The following is a 22529-nucleotide window of genomic DNA, read 5'->3' as shown; positions in this document are numbered from 1 at the left end:
ACATGGTGGTCAACGCCGGTTCGATCAGCGTCCGCGCATCGCGCGTCGGCTCATGCGCTGCGGCCTCGTCGGGTCGATGCCCTTGGGGATGCCGAAGCCCTGCTTGGTCTGCAAGGTGCGCAGACGGTCGTTCAGCGTGGCGAGTTCGGCCTTGGTCAGGATGAAGCGACGACGAGGGTGGATTGTTCTCATCAGGGCGTTCTTGTACCCGGTCGGCTCATAGCTTTTCTGCCGAAGCACTGTGCGGCGCAAATCGCTCAGCCGCACCTGCTTGTCGCCCTTGCCCACGGCGATGCGGTAGACGGGGATGGTGGAGCCGGCGGTCACGCCCTTGATGGCATGCTCCTGCTTGTCCATCTCACGCATGACGTGGCCGTAGCCGCCCTCGCCCAGCAGGTAGATGCCGTTGTACCCCGTGCCACGCCAGATGGCGTCCTTGCTGCGCGGATCCATCCAGACGGGCTCCTCGGGGAAGGTGTAGCCGGCCTTGTTGATATTGCTCAGCACGCTGACGGCGGCGCCCGGACGGCCTTCGATCTTGGCATAGCCGACCTTGTCGGCGCGGTTGGTCAGCACGATGGTGAACAGCAACACGCCCAACATGATCGCGGTGATGAGGAGCATGACCCAGATGACCGGCGACCAGTGCATGATGACGCCGAGCGCCACGGCCACGACGAGCGGCAGGAGGAAGACCCCCGCCAGCATCCAGGGCAGCAAAGGCACCTCGGGTGCCGTGTACCGGTAGATCTGGATGATCTGCTTGATGATGTTCTGCTTATTGGCCGGCTTCGCGCCCTTCGATGCCATCGACTTCCTCGCTTGCTGTGAACCTGACACTATTGATGACTGACAATACTGAGCCGATAGTCTACCAGCCGGGCCGCCAATCCGATCCGACCTGCGGGCTATCGCGTGTGCAACGGCCTGCCGTCGGCCAGCAACAGCGCCTCGCCGAATGCCTCGGAGAACGTCGGATGAGGGTGGGTGAGCGAGGAGGCCCGGTCCAAGGGGATGCGGTTCGCGATGATCTGCTCCGCTTCGCCGATCATGTCGCTGGCGTTGGGAGCCACGATATGGACGCCGAGCACGACCTCGACGCCGGGTTGCTCACGGCGTTCGCCGCTGACGATGGACATGGACCCCGCCGAACCGCTCATGAGCATGCGGGCGTTGGACAGCATCGGATACATGGATTCGCGCACGTGGTCGAGATCCTCCCGATCCCGTGCCTGCTCCATGGTGCACCCGACCGTGGCCGCCTCGGGGGAGGAGAAGACGACCTGTGCCACGGCGTCGTCATCCACCGGCGTGCAGTCGTGCCCCGCCATCCGTTCGGCGATGGTGATGCCTTGCGCGAAGGCCCTGCTGGCGAGTCCTGGTCCTCGGGTGATGTCGCCGACGGCCCAGATCCCGGACGCCTTCGTGCGTCCATAGGCGTCGGTCACGATATGACCATCGTCATCCATGTCGACGCCCAGGGCCCTGCACCATGCGTCGTCTGTATTCGGAACCCGGCCTATGGCGGTCAGGGCCAGTTCTGAGAAGATGGTCCGCTCCTGACCGGCGGCGTCCGTGTAATGGACGGTGGCTCCTAGATTGACCCCGACGTCGACTCCCGTGATTTGGGTATCGGGGATGATGTGGATGCCACGGCGTTTGAGTTCCCGGGTCAGGGTGGTGCCCGACCGACGATCCCAGTGCGACAGGGCGCGTCCGTGACGTATCAGCATCGTGACCTCGCAGCCTCCGGCGCTCCATATCGTGGCGAACTCGACGGCGATTGAACCCGAACCGATGATCGTGGCCGTGGCGGGCACATGCACCAGGGACAACGCCTGCGTGGAATCGATCAGGGCGCCGGCGAAATCATGGCAGGGCAGCGGCGTGGGTCTCGAGCCCGTCGCGAGCACGATGTCATCGGCCTGCACGTTCACGGTGGTTCCACAGGACTCGGACACTCCCGCCTTGCGGAAGCACAGCACCTGGTCACGTCCTCCGTTGGCCTGGATGGTGACCATGCGACGTGCTGGATCGGTGACCGTCGCCTCACCCTGCAACACCACCACGCCGCGATGCGCGAGGAGACCACGCAGCCCCTCCGTCATGGTCCGCACGATACGGTTCTTGTAGGTCACCATCGTACCGAAGTCGATGCCCGTGATCGTTGCGTCGATGCCGACATTCGGGGCCTGCCGGACGGCGTCGACGGCCCTGGCCGTCGTGATGAGGGCCTTGGTGGGGATGCATCCGCGGTTCAGACACGTGCCCCCCAAGGCGTCACCCCGTTCCACCAGTACGACCGATCGACCGAGTTCGGCCGCGCGCAACGCGGTGGCGTAGCCCCCGGGGCCACTGCCGATGATAATGACATCCGCCGTGCCGGGGGCGCCTGACGCCGCGGCATTCGCCGTGGCCTGGACGTCGTTTTCCGTCGTGTTCCGGTCTGCCGTGTCCGGGTCGTTCGCGCCGGTCTGCGGTGTATGAGTTGTATCGGCCGTCGATGGTGTCATAACCGTGCTCGGCCTACTTCGGCCACTGCCCGCGCTTGGGGCTGCGCGGCTTGGGCAGGCGCCAGCGACGCATCTGAATGGCGCGGCTCCACGCGTACGAACCCGAACGGGAGCCCTTGCCGACCGCGGCCTCGCCGTACTTGGCGACGAGCTTCTTTCTCAGGCCGTGCCACATGACGACCACATCGATGATCACCGCGATGAGGTACGCGTACATGAGTAGCATCATGGGTATCGACAGAGCCGGCCACTTGATGGTCACAAGCATCGAGAGGATGAGGATGGCGAAGGCCACGGGGATGAAGAACTCCCCGATGTTGAAGCGGGCATCCACGTAGTCGCGGATGTAGATGCGCCAGGGCAGGCGCTCCGCCTTGGGCATATGTGCGATATCGCCCGAGCGCATCGCGTCGTATTGACGGTTCTCGCGTTCGCGCATGCGGCGCCTGGACTCCTTGGCCTCGGCCTTGCGGTCCTTGGGTACCAGGGGACGGAGATTGCGTTCCTCCGCCAAGCGGCGTTTCGGTGTGGGGCGGCCTTTGCGCTCGCCCGGTTCTGCTTCGGTCAGAGGCTTCTGCGCCTCGTCGCCCGTACCGTTCTTCTTGAAGGGGTTCCATGTCATGCTTGCAGGTTACGGTGACGCCTAGACGCTGTGCCGTATGGGATACGGCGCGCAACACGGCGGGTTCCATACGGTTTGCGGACATCGCCATCCCCATGGATAGGAGAACCATGACATCGTTCAACGCGGATGATATACGCCAACGGGTGCACGCCGATTTCCCTAGGGTCGTCGACATGCTGACGCGCAAGATCGCGCTGCGTTCCGTGTCCTCCCAGGGCATCGATGGCGCCCATATGCGCCGGTCCGCCGATTTCGTGGCCGATGAGCTGCGTGGCGTGGGCATTGATGCGAGGGTCGTCCAGTCGACGAATCCCGACGGGACGGCGGGCGCCTGGGAGGTCGTCGGCTCACGGATGGTCGATCCCCAGGCCCCCACGGTGCTGCTCTATGCCCATCACGACGTCCAACCCGTGCCCGATGCGGGCGCCTGGGACACCGAACCGTTCGTCGCGACGACCGTGGGTGACCGGCTCTATGGCCGTGGATCGTGCGACGACGGTGGCGGCATCGCCATTCATTCCGGCGCCCTGCATGCCTTGGGCGACGCATTGCCCGTCAACGTGAAGGTCTTCATCGAGGGCGAGGAGGAGATGGGGTCCCCGAGCTTCATCCCCTTCATCGAGGCGCATCGCGAGGAATTCGCATCCGACATCATCATCGTGGCCGATTCGGGGAATTGGGCCCCGGACGTCCCCAGTCTCACGACGAGCCTGCGGGGCAACACCACCATGGACGTGAGTGTGAGGGTTCTGCGCCATCCGGTGCATTCGGGCCAGTACGGCGGTCCCGTCCTTGACGCGCACACGCTGGCCGCCATGCTCATCGCCTCGATGTATGACGACCGTGGCGATCTCGTGATACCTGGACTGCTCGCGCAGGAACCTGTCGGCGGGTTGCAGCGAGACCTGGATGAGGCGTCGGTGCGGCGCGACGCCGCGGTCGTCGACTCGTATCGGATGGCAGGTACCGGCTCGTTGGCCTCGCGCCTGTGGACCAAGCCCAGTGCGACGGTCATCGGCGTGGACGGCACCCCGGTGGACGATTCCTTCAACGTCATCGCGGACACGACCCGGTTCCGGCTCTCCGTCCGTACTGCTCCGGGCCAGCGGCCCGAGGAGGCGCAGCGGGCGGTGTCCGATTTCCTCGTCGCACATGCCCCGCATGGCGCGCAAGTGCAGGTGACGGCGTTGGACAACGGCATGGGATGGGCCATGGACCCTGACACCGAGGTAGCGAAGGACGCCTTGGCGGCGTTGCGCGAGGCATACGGCGTCGACCCGGTGAACAAGGGCGAGGGAGGCTCGATCCCCTTCATCCCCGAGTTGCAGCGTCTCTTCCCCGCCGCGCAGGTCCTGGCCACCGGCCCCGAGGATCCCATCTCGAACGCCCATAGCCTCAACGAATCAGTGAGCCTGTCCGGCCTGCGCAACGATGTGCTCGCCGAGGCGCTGCTGCTGCGGTCCCTCGGTCGCTGACCGGTCGTTGACTGCCGTTGGCCGCTGTTGCCCGGCCGTTGGCCGCCGTTGACCGACCCCCGTTCTAGACTGTGCGGTGACACGGGGGCTGCGGTCCGCTAGCGCGGGCCGTGGCTGAGATGAGGATGAGGATCCTCGACCGAACGAACGTGAATCCGGGTAATGCCGGCGCACGGAAGTCTCTCTTTCCCGTGCCTTACATCACATGGCGCGTGCATTGCGCCATGGTCGTACGAAAGGCACAATTCCATGAGTCAAGTTGCTGCAGCTTCTGCATCCAAACCCAATCTGCGTTGGCGGGTCGTCGACATCGCCGTCGCCTCGGTGATCGGCGTCGCAAGCGCATTCATCTACTGGGCCGTATCCCTGCTGTATACGCCCATCGGCACGCCGATGGAGGCGCTGGTACCCGGCCTGTCTGGCCTGTTCAATGGCCTGTGGCTGTTCGCAGGTCCGCTCGCGGCGGTCATCGTGCGCAAGCCGGGCGCCGCGATCTACGCCGAAGTGGTCGCCGGTGTCCTCGAGGCGCTGATGGGCAATATGTGGGGCGGTCTGGACACCCTGCTGATCTCCTTGGCCCAAGGTGTCGGCGCCGAAATCGTGTTCCTCGTCGTGGCCTACCGCGTGTGGAACCTGCTGAGCGTGACGCTCTCCGGCGTCGTCTCCGGTGTCGCCTGCTGGGCCTACACCTTCTTCACCCACCTGCAGGGCTTCGATTTCGGCGGCGCCTATGGCATCTGGTACCTCATCACGACGCTGATCTCCGGCGCGTTGATCTCCGGCGTGCTCATGTGGTACCTCTACATCGGCATCGCCAAGACCGGCGCGCTCGACGCCTTCGGCTCAGGACGCGAGATCCGCGGCATCGGCGCCTGAACGGGCCTCCTGTCGTGTGCGGCGGCCGGGTGCTCCCGGGTTCGTCCGCACGCGATCCGCATGCACGGGGTCCGGCGTCTTCGGGCGTCGGACCCCGTGTCCGTGAGGCGAGGCAATCGACTCGCGGCCATATGAATACTTGATAGTTGTACACGACGTTGTGGCGTAAGAATACGGCATCCCCGCGGTGAGATCGTGCGGGAAGCGTGCCGTCGGCGCCATTGAACAGATGGAAGAGGCATGGCCAGCTCCGCATCATCACAATCCGGTACCGTCATCGTCGAGGGCATGCCGGGTGCCGGCCCGAAGGTGTCCGTGGACCCCGCGGCGCGGCGGGACCCGCACGACGAGGGGTCATCGGACGGTGCCGCGCCCAGCGAACGCATCGGCATGAGCCTACGGTTCGAACACTGGGGGTACCGCCATGCCTCGCGCCGTCACTTCGCGGTGCGCGGGCTCGACCTGAGCATCGCCGCCGGTGAGCGGGTGCTGCTGCTCGGCGCCTCCGGCATCGGCAAATCGACCATACTCGAAGGGGCCGCGGGGCTGCTGGGCGACGGCGAAACCGACTCGGCAGGGTCCGCGCCCGATGACCGTGCCGACGACGCTGCCGGGGTGGTCGAGGTCGACCGCGCCGACAAGGTGCGTTTGGCCGATGACGGTACGGCGCATCCGGACCATGATGGCACCGAGGTCGCTCCGGCGGTCATGGACGTCGAGGGGGGCGTGACCGAGGGGTGCGTGCTCGTCCGGGGGATCCCTGTGCAGAACGCCCGCGGCAGCGTTGGTCTGGTGCTCCAGGACCCCGATGCCCAGGCCATTTTCCAGCGGTTGGGCGATAACGTCGCGTTCGGTCCGGAGAACATGAATGTGCCGCGTGCGCGCATCTGGCCGCAGGTGAGGCGCAGTCTCGAGGATGTCGGGCTGGGCGGACTGCAACTGCACCGCTCCACCATGCATCTGAGCGGCGGGCAGATGCAGCGTCTGGCGCTCGCCGGTGCATTGGCGATGCGACCCGGCGTGCTGCTGCTCGACGAACCGACGGCGAATCTCGACCCCGCGGGTGTCAAGCAGATCGTGGGGGCCGTATCCGACGTGGTGCGGGGCAGCGGAGCCACCATGGTACTCGTCGAGCATCGCGCCGGTCCCTGGATCGATCTCATCGATCGCGTCGTGGTCCTGGGGCGGGAGGCCGTCGATGGCGACGCCGTCGAGGATAGGGCCGCCGGCGACGCCGCCAAGAATGGCACCGCCGGCGACGCTCACGATGATGATGGCGTGTCCGGCAACGCTTTCGGCCGGACCGTGGTCGTGGCCGATGGCACCCCCAATGAGGTGTTCTCCGATCCGAGTCTGGACTTCGCCGCCCTGGGCATCTGGGTCCCGAGGCGATATCGCAGGGCCGGCGACGAGATCAGCCGTATCCACACCGCCCAGGAGCCCGTCTACGATCCCGCCGAAGGCGTGGGCGAGCCGATCCTGAGTACCCGCGATCTGGCCATCGGTCGTGACGGCACGCCGATCGCAGAGCATGTCGACCTGGCGTTCCGCAGCGGACAGATCACGGCGCTGATCGGCCCGAACGGGGCTGGTAAATCGACGTTGTCGCTCACGCTGGCCGGCCTGCTGCATCCGGTGTCGGGCGAGGTGCGTGCCGGGGATGATCTCGCCGAGGGGCTGGACGACCGTTCGCCGATCGACTGGCGTTCGACGGACCTGGCCTCGCGCATCTCGTATGTCTTCCAGAATCCCGAACACCAGTTCGCCCGCGGTTCCGTCCTCGACGAGGCGATGCTCGGACCTCTGCGCACGGGCATGGACCCGCAGGAGGCCCGCACACGGGCCCTAGCCCTGCTCGAGCGGTTCGGCCTGCGACGCTATGCCGCGGTGAATCCCTACACCCTGTCGGGCGGCGAGAAACGGCGACTCACCGTGGTTTCTGCGCTTGCGGCCGCACCACGGGTCCTCATCCTCGACGAACCGACGTTCGGGCAGGACCGGCGCACGTGGATGCAGATGGTGCGTCTCATCCACGACCTGCGGGCCGACAAGACCTGCATCATCGTCGTCACGCATGACCGTGACCTGGTCACCGCGTTGGGCGCCAGGGTGGTCGAGTTCGGCCCGGCCTCCGCCGGTCCCGCATCCGGTGCGGAACGGGTCGCGGTGAGCGCCATCAACGCCCGTGCCGAGCAGGAGGCGGACGCCAGTCGTTCGCCCTACCTCGCTTCATTGAATCCCAGCTACCGTCTGATGGGCGGATTCCTGGCCTCCCTGCCGCTGCTGGTGTCGCTCGACTGGGTTTCGGCCAGCACCGCGTTGGCCCTCGAGGTCGTGGTGCTCATGGCCATAGGATTCAGCCCTCTGCGCATCGTGCGATCGACCTGGCCGATCTTCGTCGGCGCGCCGGGATCGGCCCTGGCCGTGCTGTTGTATGGCAAATCCGGTGGTGCCGTATGGTGGCAATGGGGGATGATCAACATCACCGACCGCTCGTCGCAGCTCGCGGTCGCGACCGGCATCCGTATCCTCGCGATAGGCATCCCCGCCATCATCGCGGTGCTGGGCATCGACGCCACCGATCTGGCCGATTCCTTCAGCCAGGTCCTGCGGCTGCCCGACCGGTTCGTTTACGGAGGCCTTGCCGGCATCAGGCTCTTTTCCGTGCTGAGCGACGACTGGACCGCACTGACCGCCTCACGACGCTCGCGTGGACTGGGCGACGACAACGCCGTCAAGGCGTTCCTGCCGCAGGCGTTCGCGCTGCTCGTGCTGTCCATCCGGCGTTCGACCATGCTCGCCACCGCCATGCAGGCCCGAGGTTTCGGTGGTCTGGGACCGCGCAGCCACGCCCGCTTGAGCGCCGTGCATACGCGTGATTACGTATTTCTGATCGGTTGCGTATCCATGCCCGCGGTGGCGCTGATCGTGTCCATCGTTACCGGCGCCTTCGCGCCCTTCGGCGGCTGATCGTATCGCGCCGATTGCCTCCATCTCCTTGTCGTATTGACGATACCCCGTCGTGGACCACGGCACTACGGCGCGAGGTCTGCCGGAGCGGGGACAAAGCGAAGGTCTCATCGCAACCGTGCGCCACTTCGGGGCTGTGTGTGACGATGATGACACAGCGCCCGGCGTCATGGGCCATGGATCGGAAGATGTCCATGATGTCCTCCTGTGTCGCCATATCGAGATTGCCGGTGGGCTCATCGGCCACGATGATGTGCGGGTCGGTGCTCAATGCGCGGGCGATGGCTACGCGCTGCTGTTCGCCTCCCGAAAGATGCAGGATGCGTTCATGGGCGTATGCCGCAGGTAAATGGACCTGTTCGAGCAGCGCCACGGCCCGTTCGCGCTTCGAAGGGTATCGCTTGCCGGCCGCGTCCATGGACAGGATGATGTTCTCGGCGACGGTCAAGCCGGGGAGCAGGTTGAAACTTTGGAAGACCACCCCGATGTCGTGACTGCGGTAGTGGTAGCGATCCTGATCGGCCAGGTTCCGGCCCCGATACAGCACTTCGCCCTCCGAGGGGTTGGTCAGTCCCGAGATCAGCGAGAGCATCGTGGTTTTGCCCGCCCCGGACGGTCCGGTGATCGCATACATCCGTCCGGCACGGAAACGGTGGTTGATATGGCGCAGCACGCGTTTGCCTCCTTTCGTGTATGAGTAGCTGACGTTGCGCATCTCGAGCACCACTCCTGGCGACGGATCAAAGGACTGGACGTCGCTGCGGATCTCCGCTGCCGGCTCATCGGCTCGTATTGCGCTCGGGGCTGCCGGGGTGTCCGAGGTGCCTGGGGTCGGGGAGGGTGTGCCCGTCGTAGGGGAAGGCGTGCCCGTCGTTGGTGTCGATGTGTTCGGTGTGGTCATGATGATCCTTGGTGTTGTCTGTTGTGTGATGTGCGAGGCGAGGTGGTGAGCGCCGTGCCGTTCTCGGCGGACTGCACGTGCACGTCCGTCGCTAGGAGCGGTCCGCGAGAATCTGCAATGGTTCATAGCGCATGACGAAGATGACGGCGACCAGCGAGGACAGTGCGGCCAGACCGATGGCGATCAGAATCAGTTCGCCAAGTACGGTCAAATTGACCGTGGAATTGACCGTGGCGATGTATGAGGTCGTTCTGGTCAATGGCGAGTTGGCACCGGAGAACAGTGACCCTCGTCTGCCGGTGGAACGATTGCCGGTGATCGATGGTGCCGTGCCACCTCCCGATGCGGTGCCACCGTTCGACCCCGTGGCGCCGGATTGCCCGGGGTCCCTCTGCTGGAAGCCACGCCCGAACTGTTGTTCCTGGCTGCTGCGCTCACTGGTCTGGGCGGCGACTTGGTTGGCAAGCAGCTGGTTCGAGATCGGCACGGAGGTGGCCGCGCCGATACCGGTACCAATGGTCAGACCGATGAGGGTGACGATGAACAGCTCCACCACGAATTGCGCCGCCACCGTGATTTTGTTCACACCGATGGCGGTCAGCACGCCGACTTCGTACTTGCGCTCACGGATGTTGAAGACGTTCAGCACCACCAGCACCAGAGCGCCCACGCCGAGGACGATGAGCAGCAGGGTCAGCGCGAACGTCGACAGGTTGTTCAACGGGATCAGGCTGGAGTCGTAGGCCTCGACGTCCGCCGACGAGACCGTGTAGTCCGAGGAGAGACCGGCCTGCTTGGCCTGCTTGACGAAGGTCTCATAGCCGGCCTTGTTGGCGAAGACATAGGAGTAGCTCAACTGGGTGTCACCGGTCGTGCCGGAGTTCGTGGAGCCGTTGGACGAGCTCAGCCCCAGTGCGTTCATGGTGGCCACCGAGGTGTAGATGGCGTTGGCCGGATCAGCTGCGGTCGAGAACGATGGCCCCGAACCGCTTAAGGAGGCGTCGCCGTTCTGGTAGATGCCCACGACGGTCAGCGGGTAGGTTGTGGAGGAGTCCGATGCGTTCGCGACGCTGATCGTGCTCCCGACCGACAGATTGTCGAAGTCGGCCAGCGACTTGGAGACGATGACCTTGCCGGTGTCGGCGGCGGCATAGCCGAAGACCTTGCCCGCGCTCATGGTGAACGTGCCGTTGGGGGCGTTCTTGACCGCGGTGTCCGACGAGAATCCGATGAGTTTGAAATCCCCGTTGTCCCTCATACCCCCGCCCATCTCGCCCTCCTGCATTCTGCCGGTCGAGGTGCTGTTCCTTGCCTCGCCCTGCGGTGAGCTCGATGACGAGGAATCCGATGACGATGAGGAGGAGCTCGACGATGACGTGTCGGTGCTGGACACCGGTTGGAAGTTGGTCGTTTTCGCCACCGCCGCCGTTTGCGTGTAATACGCTCCGGTCAACGTGGAGGAGGCCTTGCCGTATTTCTCGTAATCCGCGAGTGTGAGTTCCTTGCCGGCGATCGAGGCCCGAAGGCTCTTGAAATCAGGGGTGCCGGTGTTGTTTCCCGACGATCGCATGGCATTGAACAGCTTGCTGCGGTCGAGCGAAATCTGGGCGGTGACCGACGTGTGGGACAGGCCGCTGGACCGTGCCGCATCCGCGGCCTGACGTATGGAGAGGCCTATGGTCGCGGAGGCGGCGATGACGGCGACGACGATGATGATCAGGACGTTGCGTCCCTTGTTGCGAATGACGCTTCTCCATGCATGTGAAAGCACGAACATAGGATTGTGACCTTTGGCTTGGTGATCATTGCCGCAGCGGGGTGCTCCGGCTGGTTGATTCCGATACAAGACCCGATATGCGGATGCTGCCTTCGACCGGACTGGAATCTTGCTTCACCGATGCCGTCAATGCGCTGTGAACGCTCGTTGCGGCGCGGGTGACGGCAACCCGTGTCCGTGCCGTGAACCCGGTGATGATGATCGACCGGAGGTATGCTGGGCCCATGCCCATGAACCCCTCGCTGCTCGACAATCCCAAATCCGACCGTATCCGCCGCGTCGCCGATCTGGCCAACGCCAAGGCCCGACGCCGTTCGGGCCGCGTGCTCGTCGAAGGTCCGCAGTCGGTGCGGGAGGCCGTCGCCCATGTCCCCGACGCGGTGTCGGACCTCTATGTGCTTTCCGAGTCCGAGGGCGCAGACACGGAGGAACGATCCCCGACCCTGGCGGCGATCGTCGACCGGGCGGAGCAGTGCGATTCCATCTATATCCATCGGGCCAGCGAGGCCGTCATGCACCGCATCAGCCCCAATGCCCAGGGCATCGCCGCCGTCGTCGATATGGGAGCGCTGACGAGTGAGGAATCCCAAGTGGCGTGGTCCGACACGCCCACCATCGCGGCGTTCTGGCAGGTGCGCGATCCGGGGAATGCCGGGGCTGTGATCAGGGCGGCGGATGCCGCCGGGTGCGACGCGGTGATTTTCGTCGATGACTGCGTGGATCGCTTCAATCCCAAGGTCGTGCGATCCACCGCCGGCTCACTGTTCCATATTCCCGTCCTCACCATGGGCGCCGACGAGATGCTGGCGTGGTGCTCCGCGCACGGCATCGCGGTCGTGGCCGCGGACATCTACGGCACGCCCGGCAATGCACCCCGCACGCTGCCCGACATGTTGGCCGACCGGGTCGCCGTGGGCCAGTCCAAGGCCGTACTGTTCGGCAACGAGGCGCGGGGGCTGCCCCGTCAGCTGCTCGAGCGGGTCGACCGGATCGTGACGATACCGATCTACGGCAAGGCCGAGTCGCTCAATCTCGCGACGAGCGCCGCCGTGATGCTCTTCTCCCTGGCTATGTCGAGTCATATGGGGAGAATGTGAAGTCGTTCAAATGCTGAGGACGGCGTGATTGCACCGGTGTGCGAGGCTGACGTAGCCCCGTGTCCGGGCCGTGCGCAGTGTGGAGTAAGCAGTAGGGAAAGGGTACTCGTGGCAGAGGATATGGCATTCGATGCGCAGGCGGTGAGCGATGAGGTCGCCGCAGGCATCGAGCAGATCGGCAAGGCCGACGATATGGATGGGCTCAAGGCCATCAAATCGCGCTATGCCGGTGCTGACTCCATGATGACGGCGATGAGCAAGGCCATCGGGGCGTTGCCTGCCGACCGCAAGAAGGACGCCGGTCAGCTCATGGGCAAGCTCCGCGCCGATTTCGGACGTGCGTTCGGTCAGAAGGCCTCCGCGATCAAGGAACGTGACGAGGCCCGTGCCCTCGCCGCGGAGAGCGTCGACATGACCATGCCGGTGCGCCGCCGCCCGCTTGGAGCCCGGCACCCCATCGCCAAGGTCATGGAGGACGTCGAGGACCTCTTCGTCTCCATGGGCTGGCAGGTCTCCCGCGGCCCCGAGGTGGAAACCGAATGGTACGACTTCGATGCGTTGAACTTCGGTCCCGACCATCCGGCACGACAGATGCAGGACACGTTCTACGTCAAAGGCAATCAGGCGAAGGACGCCGCCGGCTTCGTGGGGTCGAACATGGTGCTGCGCACCCAGACCTCCTCCGATCAGGTCAGGGCGTTGCTCACGCGCGGTGTGCCGCTGTACATCGTGTCGCCGGGACGGGTGTTCCGCACCGACCAGCTCGACGCCACCCATACGCCGGTCTTTCACCAGTGCGAGGCGCTGGCGGTCGACAAGCACCTGACCATGGCCGATCTCAAGGGCGTGCTCGATAAGCTCGCGGTCGCCATGTTCGGCCCCGAGGCGAAAAGCAGGTTGCGGCCCAGTTACTTCCCCTTCACCGAGCCGAGCGCCGAGCTCGACCTGTGGTTCCCCGACAAGAAGGGCGGACCCGGTTGGATCGAGTGGGGCGGATGCGGCATGGTGAATCCGAACGTCCTCAAATCCGCGGGCATCGACCCTGATGTCTACTCGGGATTCGCGTTCGGCGTGGGTATGGAGCGCACGCTGCTGCTGCGCCACGACATCAATGACATGCACGACCTCGTTGAGGGCGACGTGCGGTTCAGCAAACAATTTGTGATGGGGGAGTGAACGCCCATGCCTATGGTCGATATTGACTGGCTGCGGGAGCATGTCGAGGTTCCGCAGGATCTGACTTACGAACAACTGGCGAAGGACCTCGTGCGCGTCGGCCTCGAGGAGGAGGAGATCCACGCCTCCCAGGTCACCGGACCGATCGTCGTCGGCTATGTCGTCGACGCCGTCGAGGAACCTCAGAAGAACGGCAAGAACATCCACTGGTGCCATGTGGATGTCGGTGAACGCTACAATGACACCGATGATGCGGGCAACAAGGTTCCGCGCGGCATCGTGTGCGGAGCCCCGAACATGGCCGCCGGCGAGAAGGTCGTCGTCACCCTGCCCGGCGCTGTGCTGCCCGGTGATTTCAAGATCGAGCCGCGCAAGACCTACGGACACGTGTCCGACGGCATGTGCGCCTCGGAACGCGAACTGGGACTGGGCGACAACCATGACGGCATCATCCTCCTGCGCCACTACGGATTCAGCGCCGAGGAGTACGCCGCGCTCAAGCCCGGCGACGACGCCATGCATCTGTTGCACCTCGATCAGCCGATCCTCGAGATCAACATCACGCCGGACCGTGGTTATGCCTTCTCCTATCGCGGGGTAGCCCGTGAATACCACCATTCCACCGGCGCCGTCTTCGTCGATCCGGTGACGGATCTCGCCGCGAAGGCCCCGGTCACGCAGGGCATTCCGGAGGATCACGCCACGGATATCGAGGTGGCCGTCGAGGACCATGGTCCGATCCACGGTGTGGTCGGCTGCGACCGGTACTATGCCCGGGCCGTGCGCGGGTTCGACCCGGCAGCGCACACGCCCAACTGGATGCGTCGCCGACTCGTGCGCGCCACGATGCGGTGCATGTCGTTGGCCGTGGACGTCACCAACTACGTCATGATGGATCTGGGCCAGCCGATGCATGCCTACGATCTCGATAAGATCTCCGGTCCGATCGTCGTGCGGCGCGCCCGTGCCGGCGAGCGGCTCACGACCCTTGACGGCAAGGACCGCGAACTGAGCGTCGAGGATCTGCTCATCACCGATTCTCCCGACGGCCAGCGCGGATCGCGCATCCTCGGTCTGGCCGGCGTGATGGGCGGCCTGTACGGCGAGGTCACGGCCTCGACCACCAACATCCTGTTGGAATCCGCGCATTTCGATCCCATCTCCATCGCGCGGTCCGCCCGGCGCCACAAGATTCCCTCAGAGGCATCCCGCAGGTTCGAGCGCGGCGTCGACTTCGACATGCAGCCGGCCGCCGCTCAGATGGCGTGCGAACTCATGGAGAAGTACGGCAACGGCGACCCCTCGCCGTATCCGGTCGATCTCAACACCGCGCCGCGCAGGCAGGCCATCGCCTTCAAGGCCAGTGAAGTGGCCCGTGTGGCCGGGTTGGACACCCCGGTGAATACCATCAGCGAGATTCTCACCGACATCGGGTGCAGTGTGGCCGGTGGCGGCAACGGCATCTTCTCGGTCACTCCGCCCACGTGGCGGCCGGATCTTGGGGAGCCTTGCGATCTGGTCGAGGAAGTTGCCCGTTTGGTGGGCTATGACGAGATTCCGGTCACCGTGCCGCCCGCACCCGTCGAGGGTGCCGTCGGGTTGAGCCCCGATCAGCGCCACAGTCGCCAGGTCGCCGACGAACTGGCCGAGTATGGCATGGTGGAGACGCTGAGCTACCCGTTCGTGGGCGACGATGACTTCTCCAAGGCCGGATTGGATCGCGATGCGCTGGCCCCGATCAGCGTCGAGGTCGCCAATCCCTTGGCGGCGGATCGCCCGTATCTGCGCCGCAGCGTGCTTCTGACGTTGGCGCAGACCGTGCAGCGCAACCGGCGCCGTGGCATCGACGACGTATCCATCTACGAACTGGGTCACGTGTATCTGCGCGATCCCAACGCCCCCGCCATACCAGCATTGCCAGGCGCACAACGGCCCACCGATGACCAGCTGGCCGCGTTGGACGCCGGTCTGCCCAAGCAGCCCCTTCATGCGGCGGGCATTCTCTCGGGCAAGGCGGTGCGCACCGGGTGGCTTGGTGAGGAGCGCGACGTCGACTGGACCGATGCACTCGAAGCGGTCAACCGTGTTCTGGACCGCCTGGGTCTTGCTGTCGCTATCGAACAACCGTCAGCCGATCAGGTGCCGGTATCGTGGCACCCCGGACGGTTCGCCTATGCGACCGTGGACGGCACGCGTGTCGGTTGCTTGGGTGAATTCCATCCCACCGTGAACGAGCGGTTCGGTTTCCCCGCGCATACCGGCGGATTCGAGCTCGATCTTGATCTGGTGTTCGCCGCGATCGACGGTAAGCCGGTCCAGGCCAAACCGGTCTCCACGTTCCCGCCGGTGCGTCAGGATCTGGCGTTCACCGTCCCGAGCACCGTCAGTGCGGCTCAGGTGCGTGACGCCATCGTTGAGGCTTCCGGAGATGATTTGGAACGCATCGAGCTCTTCGACGTGTTCACCGGCGACCAGCTGGGCTCGGGCGTGAGGTCCTTGGCCTTCGCCGTCACTTTCCGTTCCTCGAGCAAGACCTTGGACTCCAAGGACACCGAGGCGTTGCGCCGGGCTATTGTGGATGGTACGGCGGCATTGGGTGCGCAGTTGCGCGCCTGACACGCCCGGGAAGAGGCAGCCATGAACGAGTCCCAGCAGCATGAGTCCGACAGCGCGTCGGAGTCCCGCGGCGACCAGGCGGATCAACCCGCGTATGGTCGCCGCGTCAGGCCGGAATACGGGGCTTTGGCCAGCGATCTTCCCGCCGGATACAATCCGTATCTGTATGGGGCGCCCGAGCGCAACGGTGGTTCGGCCGCCTCGCACGGCAGTCGGACCGATCCCCATGGGGCCGCATCGTCCCGTACCCCATCCCCGCGTCCCGCCCCGTACGGGGTCGGACCATGTGACGGCGCGCCGCGCGACGGGGCTGGACGCAGTACTTCTGGACACGGTGCTTCTGAACTGAAGGGCCCTGGGCCGAATGGCTCCGGGGTCGACGGCACTGGCCGGGGCGGGGCCCCGCGACAGTATCACGGCATCGATCTCGATGATCCGGCGAGCAACCCCCTGTACGGGCATTGGGACCCCTACGCCATCGTGGCGTTCGTCTTCGCGTTGTCGAGCATCCCCGTGCTGCCCGCCGTCATGGGTGGCATCGCCATGTGGCGCACCCGCACCTTCCGCATGAAGGGGTTCGGTCTGGCCCTCGCCGCCGTGATCCTCAATGTGCTGGTGACCATCGTGGATGTGTGGATGATGCTTGCGGGGGTGTCGATGGACGATCTGACGCAATGGCTGCAACAGCAAAGCGGTCTCTTGGGCGGCGAAGGCGGATCGGGGTCGGTCTCGGCCTGAAGCACGCCCGGGGCGGGCGATGCGGTGCGGGGCGACGGAGCCACGCCCGAACATCTATGCATAGTTATGCAATGTAGTGCATATCGTGTATGCTGTCCGGTATCGAAACCACGAGAAAGGTGCGATGCATGGCTCACTACACGGTTGCCGTCGCCGGCGCGACGGGATACGCCGGGGGAGAAGCGCTGCGCATCCTCGCCGCACACCCCGAATTCGAACCCATGCGGGTCACGGGGCATTCCTCGATCGGTCATCGGCTGGGTGAATATATGCCGCATATACCGCCGCTTGCGGATATGGTCGTCGAAGACACCACGCCGGAGAACCTGAGCGGTTGCGATGTGGTGGTACTCGCCCTGCCGCATGGCGCATCGGGGGCATTGGCCGAGAGGCTCGATCCCGAGTGCGTCGTGGTGGACCTGGGGGCCGACCATCGGCTGGAGCGGCGTGAGGCATGGGACCGGTTCTACGGCGGCGATTTCCATACCGCGTGGACCTACGGGATGCCCGAACTCATCGTGGGCGAGGACCACGGCGCCTATCGCAGGCAGCGCGAGCATCTGGCCGGCGTGACGCGCATCGCCGGACCGGGGTGCAACGTCACCGCCACCACGCTCGCCATGCAGCCGGGCATCGCCCAAGACCTCATCGAACGCCACGGCGTCGTCGCCGACCTGGCGGTCGGGTATTCCGGAGCGGGCAGGAAGACGGGTCGTATGAACCTGTTGGCGGCTGAGGCTTTCGGTTCGGCACAGCCGTACGGTGTCGGCGGCGTGCACCGTCACATCCCCGAGATCCTGCAGAACTTCGCCCATGCCGCCGGTCTCGACGCCTCCCATGCCGCCGATTTCACTTTGGGATTCACCCCCATGCTCGTCCCGATGGCCCGCGGCATCCTCGCCTGCGTCTCGGCCGAACTCAGTGACCGGGGGAAGGCCTTGAACGATGCGGATATCAGGCACGCGTGGGTCGAGGCCTACGATGGTCAGCGCTTCATCAACGTCCTGCCCGAAGGGGTGATGCCCGCCACGGCCAATGTGCTGGGGTCGAACGCCGCCGACGTGCAGGTGGCCGTCGATAGGCCGGCGGGCCGACTGCTCGCCTTCGCCGCGATCGACAACCTCAACCGGGGCACGGCCGGCCAGGCCGTGCAATCTTTGAATGTCGCCCTGGGGTTGCCCGAGGACGAAGGACTGACGACGATTGGAGTGGCGCCATGAGCGTGACATATGCACAGGGGTTCAGGGCCGCGGGGGTGCAGGCGGGCATCTCGGCCGTGGAAAGCAAGCGGGATCTGGCCATGGTCGTCAACGACGGCCCGCTCCAGGCCGCCGCCGGGGTGTTCACCTCCAACCGTTTCTGCGCGGCGCCGGTGCAATGGAGCCGCGGCGTCCTCGATGACGGCAAGGCCCATGCCATCGTGCTCAATTCCGGTGGTGCGAACGCCTGCACCGGCCCGGAGGGCTACGAGCAGTCGGCCTCGACGGCCGAGGCCGCGGCGACGGCCTTGGGTTGCCGACGCGAGGATGTCGCGGTCTGCTCGACCGGGCTCATCGGTGAACTCCTGCCGCTCGATCGCATCATCGCCGGTGTGGGGATCGCCAACGGCGCGCTCGATGCGGGCGAGCGGGCCGGTCTCGATGCCGCCGAGGCCATCATGACCACCGACACCACACCCAAGACGTTCACGGCGCAGGGTTCCGGCTATCGTCTCGGTGGCATGGTCAAGGGCTCGGGCATGATAGCCCCGCAGCTGGCGACCATGCTGTGCGTACTGACCACCGACGCGGTCGTGTCCGCCGGGGCGTTGCAGGCGGCGTTGGTCTCGGGCGCCGAGATGTCGTTCAACCGTATCGACGTCGACGGCTGCATGTCGACCAACGACACGGTGATCCTGCTGGCCTCCGGTGCGTCGGGCGTGGAGCCCGACCCCGAGGAGTTCGGGCGGCTCGTCGCCCAGGGGTGCGCCAGCCTCGCGCGACAGATCATCGGCGACGCCGAAGGATCGAGCCATGACGTGCGCATCGCGGTATCCGGGGCGGGCAGCGAGGAGGCCGCACTGGCCTGCGCTCGGGCGGTCGCTTCGTCGAATCTGCTCAAATGCGCCATCTACGGCAACGATCCCAACTGGGGTCGTGTCGTCAGCTCGCTTGGCACGGTACCGGTCGCCGTCGCGGCCTTCGAGGCCGATGAGGTGTGTGTGGACATCAACGGTGTGCGGGTGTGCGACGGTGGCAGGCCGGGGCGCGACCGTTCCGAGGTCGATATGACGCCCCGGGAGGTGCATGTCGACATCGATCTGCATGCCGGTGACCAACGGGCCGAAGTGTGGACCGACGATCTGACGGTCGATTACGTGCATATCAATGCGGACTATGAGTCCTGAGTCGCGGTGCCTCAACAAGCACGGAAGGCTGGCAATATGACGAGCGGTCTGAAGGGCCCCGGGCACCATCTCGACGTGCATACCGATCTGAATGCGGACGAGAAGGCGGAGGTGCTCATCGAGGCGCTGCCATGGCTCGAGGAGTTCGCGGGGCAGTGCGTGGTGATCAAGTACGGCGGCAACGCCATGATCGACGAGCATCTCAAGACCTGCTTCGCCGAGGACATGGTCTTTCTGCGTCAGGTGGGCATGCATCCCGTCGTCGTGCACGGCGGAGGCCCCCAGATCTCCCATATGCTCAAGGCGCTGGGCATCTCCTCCGAGTTCCGTGGAGGCCTGCGCGTCACCTCGCCCGAAGCCATGGACGTGGTCCGCATGGTACTCACCGGCAAGGTCTCACGTGAGCTCGTCGGCCTGATCAACGCCCATGGGCCATTCGCGGTGGGGCTGTCCGGCGAGGACGGCGGTCTCTTCTCCGCCGCCCAGCGCACCCCGGTGATCGACGGACGGCGCACCGACATCGGGTTGGTCGGTGATGTCGTGGGCGTCGACGCCTCCGCCGTGGAGGATCTCGTCGTCGCCGGCCGCATCCCCGTGGTCTCGTCGGTGGCGCCCAACGAGTCCGACGCCACCGAGGTGCTCAACGTGAACGCGGATTCCGCCGCTGCCGCGCTCGCCGCGGCGCTCGGCGCCCGCAAGTTCATCATCCTCACGGATGTCGACGGCATGTACGCGGACTGGCCCGACAGGAATTCGCTGGTCGGCAGCATCGGGGTGGAGACGCTGCGTGACATGCTGCCCGAACTCCAGTCCGGGATGAGGCCGAAAATGGAGGCATGCGTCCGCGCCCTGGATGGCGGCGTGCAACAGGCCCATATCATCGACGGGCGCAAACCGCATTCGATACTCAACGAGATCTATACGACATCGGGCATCGGCACCATGGTCGTGCCGGGTTCGGGCATGGAAATGAGGAATACATATGTCACAGCATGATGTCACCGACGGCGGCCGGCTCGCGGCCGATCGGGATCGCGCAACGGGGTCGGTGTCCGCATCGGCGCCTTCGGAAGCGCAGGACGAGCACTGGCTCGATGAATACTCGCGCGTGCACATGAACGTGTTCGGGATTCCTCTGCGGGTCATGGACCATGGCTCCGGCACCCGGCTGTGGGACGTCGACGGACGGGAATACCTCGATTTCCTCGCCGGCATCGCCGTCAACGCTCTGGGATACGCCCATCCGGCATGGGTCAAGGCCGTGAGCGAACAGGCGGCGAAGGTCGCCCACACGAGCAACTACTTCGCCACCAAGCCGCAGATCCAACTCGCCGAGAAGCTCATCGCCCTGGCGGGCGCGCCCGAGGGGTCACATGTGTATTTCGGTAATTCGGGAGCCGAAGCGAACGAGGCGGCGCTCAAGCTGGCACGGCTCTACGGGCGGACCCTGCCGGGCGCATTGCCCGCCATGGGGGGCAAGCCCGCGAGGATCATCGCGCTGACGCACGGGTTCCACGGCCGTACCCTCGGTGCCCTGAGCGCGACCTGGAAGCCCGTCATCAGAACGCCGTTCGAGCCGTTGCTGCCCGCCGTCGAATTCGTCGAAGCGGGCGATAGGGTGGCCATGCTCGAGGCCTTCGCCCAGACCGGTCAGGGGCGCTATGGCAAGGGGCCGGTCGCCGCGGTGATCCTCGAACTCATCCAGGGGGAGGCTGGTGTGCGACCCCTCGGTGCCGACTACGTGGCCGCGGTGCGACGGATGTGCGACGCCCATAACGCCCTCATGATCGTCGACGAGGTGCAGACGGGCATCGGTCGCACCGGCCAATGGTTCGCGTTCCAGTGTCCCGCGTTGTCAGGCGGCATCATCCCCGATGCGATCACCTTCGCCAAAGGCGTGGGTTCGGGATTCCCCATGGGTGGGCTGATCGCCTTCGGCTCGAAGCTCAGCGCTCTGTTCACGCCGGGATCGCATGGCTCGACCTTCGCGGGCAACCCGTTGGGGGCGGCGGCGGCGCTCGCCACCCTTGGCGCCATCGAGGACGAGGGATTGCTGGCCAACGCCCGTGCGCGCAGCGCGCAGATCAGGCGCGGCATCGCCGAATCGACCAATCCGCTGCTCGACTACGCCCGCGGGCAGGGACTGCTGCTCGCCATTCAGCTGTCGCATCCCTGCGCCCACGCCGCCATGCGCTGGGCGCTGGACCACGGGCTCATCGTCAATGCGGTCGCGCCCGGCGCGCTACGCATCGCGCCGCCGCTCATCGTGAGCGAAGCGGACGTCGACGAGGCCCTCTCGATACTCAACGCCATCCCCGACGACCTGGTCGACGACTAGAGTGCCGGGGATGGCGCGCATACACACATCACATCCACGGACAACCACGACGATCGACAAGTGAGGAACATATCATGACAGGACAGCTGCGGCACATGCTGCGTGACGACGACATCAACCACGAGGAACAGAAGGCGATTCTGCGTCTGGGTATGCGCTTCCGCTCCGACCGCTTCTACAAGAGGCCGTTCGAAGGACCGCAGGCCGTCGCCGTCCTCTTCGATAAACCCAGCACCCGAACCCGTTCGAGCTTCTCCATCGGCGTGGCGGAGCTCGGCGGATACCCGCTGGTCATCGACAAGTCGGGCTCCCAGTTGGGGCGCGGCGAACCCGTCGAGGACACCGCGCGCGTACTCACCCGCATGGCGTCGGCAATCGTGTGGCGCACCTATGGTCAGGACCGCGTGGAGCAGATGGCCCGGTATGCGACCGTGCCCGTCGTGAACGCCCTGACCGACGAGTTCCACCCGTGCCAGGTGCTTGCCGACTTCCTGACCATCGCCCAGATGCGTGGCGGTGTCGACGCGCTGGAAGGCAAGACCATCGCCTACCTCGGCGATGCCGCGAACAACATGTCGAACTCCTACCTGCTGGCCGGTGCGGTGGCAGGCATGCACGTGCGCGTGGCCGGACCTCAGGGGTATCTGCCCGACCCGGTCATCGTGGCCGATGCGCAGCGGATCGCCGCGGACAACGGCGGCTCCATCCTGGTCACCACCGATCCGCGTGAGGCGGTGGCCGGCAGCGACTGCGTCTTCACCGACACCTGGGTGTCGATGGGGGAGGAGTCCGAATACGCCATACGGTCCAAGCCGTTCACCCCGTATCAGGTCAACGACGAGCTCATGGGTCTGGCGAAGCCCGATGCGCTGTTCCAGCATTGCCTGCCCGCCTACCGTGGCAAGGAGGTGACCGCCTCGGTCATCGACGGCGCCCAATCGGTGGTCTGGGATGAGGCGGAGAACCGCCTGCATGCGCAGAAGGCCCTGCTGACCTGGCTCATCGGCGTGCAGCGTGGCGACGAGGGTCTGCTGGCCTGAC

Annotated in this window: 17 protein-coding genes; 12 read left to right on the top strand and 5 right to left on the bottom strand. The window is 65.5% G+C overall.

Annotation, left to right across the window (positions count from 1 at the left end):
* Positions 1 to 24 precede the first annotated feature (24 nt).
* The 3 genes from BMON_RS00165 to BMON_RS00155 all read right to left on the bottom strand — a co-directional run bounded on the left by BMON_RS00165 (position 25) and on the right by BMON_RS00155 (position 3135).
* Positions 25 to 810 (bottom strand): DUF4191 domain-containing protein, encoded by a 786-nt coding sequence (locus tag BMON_RS00165; protein WP_033512009.1) that lies wholly within the window; start codon positions 808 to 810, stop codon positions 25 to 27.
* Between the two features lie 98 nt (positions 811 to 908).
* Complete coding sequence (locus BMON_RS00160; RefSeq protein ID WP_081882705.1) at positions 909 to 2513, bottom strand: dihydrolipoyl dehydrogenase family protein; 1605 nt, start codon at positions 2511 to 2513, stop codon at positions 909 to 911.
* 13 nt (positions 2514 to 2526) lie between these two features.
* Positions 2527 to 3135 (bottom strand): DUF3043 domain-containing protein, encoded by a 609-nt coding sequence (locus tag BMON_RS00155; protein ID WP_033512011.1) that lies wholly within the window; start codon positions 3133 to 3135, stop codon positions 2527 to 2529.
* Between the two features lie 110 nt (positions 3136 to 3245).
* Between BMON_RS00155 and BMON_RS00150 the strand changes: the two genes are divergently transcribed.
* The 3 genes from BMON_RS00150 (at position 3246) to BMON_RS00140 (ending at position 8459) form a co-directional block, all read left to right on the top strand.
* The gene (locus BMON_RS00150; protein WP_033512012.1) at positions 3246 to 4613 is read left to right on the top strand and encodes a dipeptidase; all 1368 of its coding nucleotides are present in this window, start codon (positions 3246 to 3248) and stop codon (positions 4611 to 4613) included.
* Between the two features lie 249 nt (positions 4614 to 4862).
* A complete protein-coding gene (locus BMON_RS00145) occupies positions 4863 to 5489 on the top strand; it encodes an ECF transporter S component (protein WP_033512014.1) in 627 nt (208 codons plus the stop codon).
* 390 nt (positions 5490 to 5879) lie between these two features.
* Positions 5880 to 8459, top strand: a complete 2580-nt coding sequence (locus tag BMON_RS00140) for an ATP-binding cassette domain-containing protein (protein WP_051917721.1) — start codon at positions 5880 to 5882, stop codon at positions 8457 to 8459.
* On the opposite strand, the gene BMON_RS00135 is transcribed toward BMON_RS00140, so the two are convergent.
* Positions 8428 to 9360: an ABC transporter ATP-binding protein gene (locus BMON_RS00135; RefSeq protein ID WP_237745262.1), complete on the bottom strand. Its 933-nt coding sequence runs from the start codon at positions 9358 to 9360 to the stop codon at positions 8428 to 8430. The genes BMON_RS00140 and BMON_RS00135 overlap by 32 nt on opposite strands.
* Positions 9361 to 9451: 91 nt before the next feature.
* Positions 9452 to 11137: an ABC transporter permease gene (locus BMON_RS00130; RefSeq protein WP_033512016.1), complete on the bottom strand. Its 1686-nt coding sequence runs from the start codon at positions 11135 to 11137 to the stop codon at positions 9452 to 9454.
* A 224-nt stretch (positions 11138 to 11361) separates the two neighbouring features.
* On the opposite strand from BMON_RS00130, the gene BMON_RS00125 reads away from it, so the two are divergent.
* The 9 genes from BMON_RS00125 (at position 11362) to argF (ending at position 22528) form a co-directional block, all read left to right on the top strand.
* Positions 11362 to 12234 carry a TrmH family RNA methyltransferase gene (locus BMON_RS00125; protein ID WP_033512018.1) on the top strand — a complete coding sequence of 291 codons (873 nt, stop codon included), beginning with the start codon at positions 11362 to 11364 and terminating at the stop codon, positions 12232 to 12234.
* Between the two features lie 120 nt (positions 12235 to 12354).
* A complete protein-coding gene (gene pheS / locus BMON_RS00120; RefSeq protein ID WP_193345826.1) occupies positions 12355 to 13410 on the top strand; it encodes a phenylalanine--tRNA ligase subunit alpha in 1056 nt (351 codons plus the stop codon).
* Between the two features lie 6 nt (positions 13411 to 13416).
* Positions 13417 to 16026, top strand: coding sequence for a phenylalanine--tRNA ligase subunit beta (gene pheT / locus BMON_RS00115; protein WP_033512021.1), 2610 nt, complete (start codon positions 13417 to 13419; stop codon positions 16024 to 16026).
* 21 nt (positions 16027 to 16047) lie between these two features.
* Positions 16048 to 16764, top strand: coding sequence for a hypothetical protein (locus BMON_RS00110; RefSeq protein ID WP_033512023.1), 717 nt, complete (start codon positions 16048 to 16050; stop codon positions 16762 to 16764).
* A gap of 128 nt (positions 16765 to 16892) precedes the next feature.
* Positions 16893 to 17984: an N-acetyl-gamma-glutamyl-phosphate reductase gene (gene argC, locus BMON_RS00105; RefSeq protein WP_033512025.1), complete on the top strand. Its 1092-nt coding sequence runs from the start codon at positions 16893 to 16895 to the stop codon at positions 17982 to 17984.
* Complete coding sequence (gene argJ / locus BMON_RS00100; RefSeq protein WP_033512026.1) at positions 17981 to 19150, top strand: bifunctional glutamate N-acetyltransferase/amino-acid acetyltransferase ArgJ; 1170 nt, start codon at positions 17981 to 17983, stop codon at positions 19148 to 19150. The genes argC and argJ overlap by 4 nt, the downstream gene beginning before the upstream one ends.
* A 36-nt stretch (positions 19151 to 19186) precedes the next feature.
* A complete protein-coding gene (gene argB, locus BMON_RS00095) occupies positions 19187 to 20146 on the top strand; it encodes an acetylglutamate kinase (RefSeq protein WP_033512028.1) in 960 nt (319 codons plus the stop codon).
* The gene (locus BMON_RS00090; RefSeq protein ID WP_081882702.1) at positions 20133 to 21488 is read left to right on the top strand and encodes an acetylornithine transaminase; all 1356 of its coding nucleotides are present in this window, start codon (positions 20133 to 20135) and stop codon (positions 21486 to 21488) included. Before argB ends, BMON_RS00090 begins: the two co-directional genes overlap by 14 nt.
* 74 nt (positions 21489 to 21562) lie before the next feature.
* On the top strand, positions 21563 to 22528 hold the full coding sequence (gene argF, locus BMON_RS00085; RefSeq protein WP_033512030.1) for an ornithine carbamoyltransferase: 966 nt from the start codon (positions 21563 to 21565) through the stop codon (positions 22526 to 22528).
* The last annotated feature ends 1 nt before the right edge of the window (position 22529 follow it).

It is taken from the genome of Bifidobacterium mongoliense DSM 21395, assembly GCF_000741285.1.
GTDB classification, from domain to species: domain Bacteria; phylum Actinomycetota; class Actinomycetes; order Actinomycetales; family Bifidobacteriaceae; genus Bifidobacterium; species Bifidobacterium mongoliense.
Note: the sequence above shows the minus strand (reverse complement) of the source record. Positions and strands in the feature narration are given on the sequence as shown.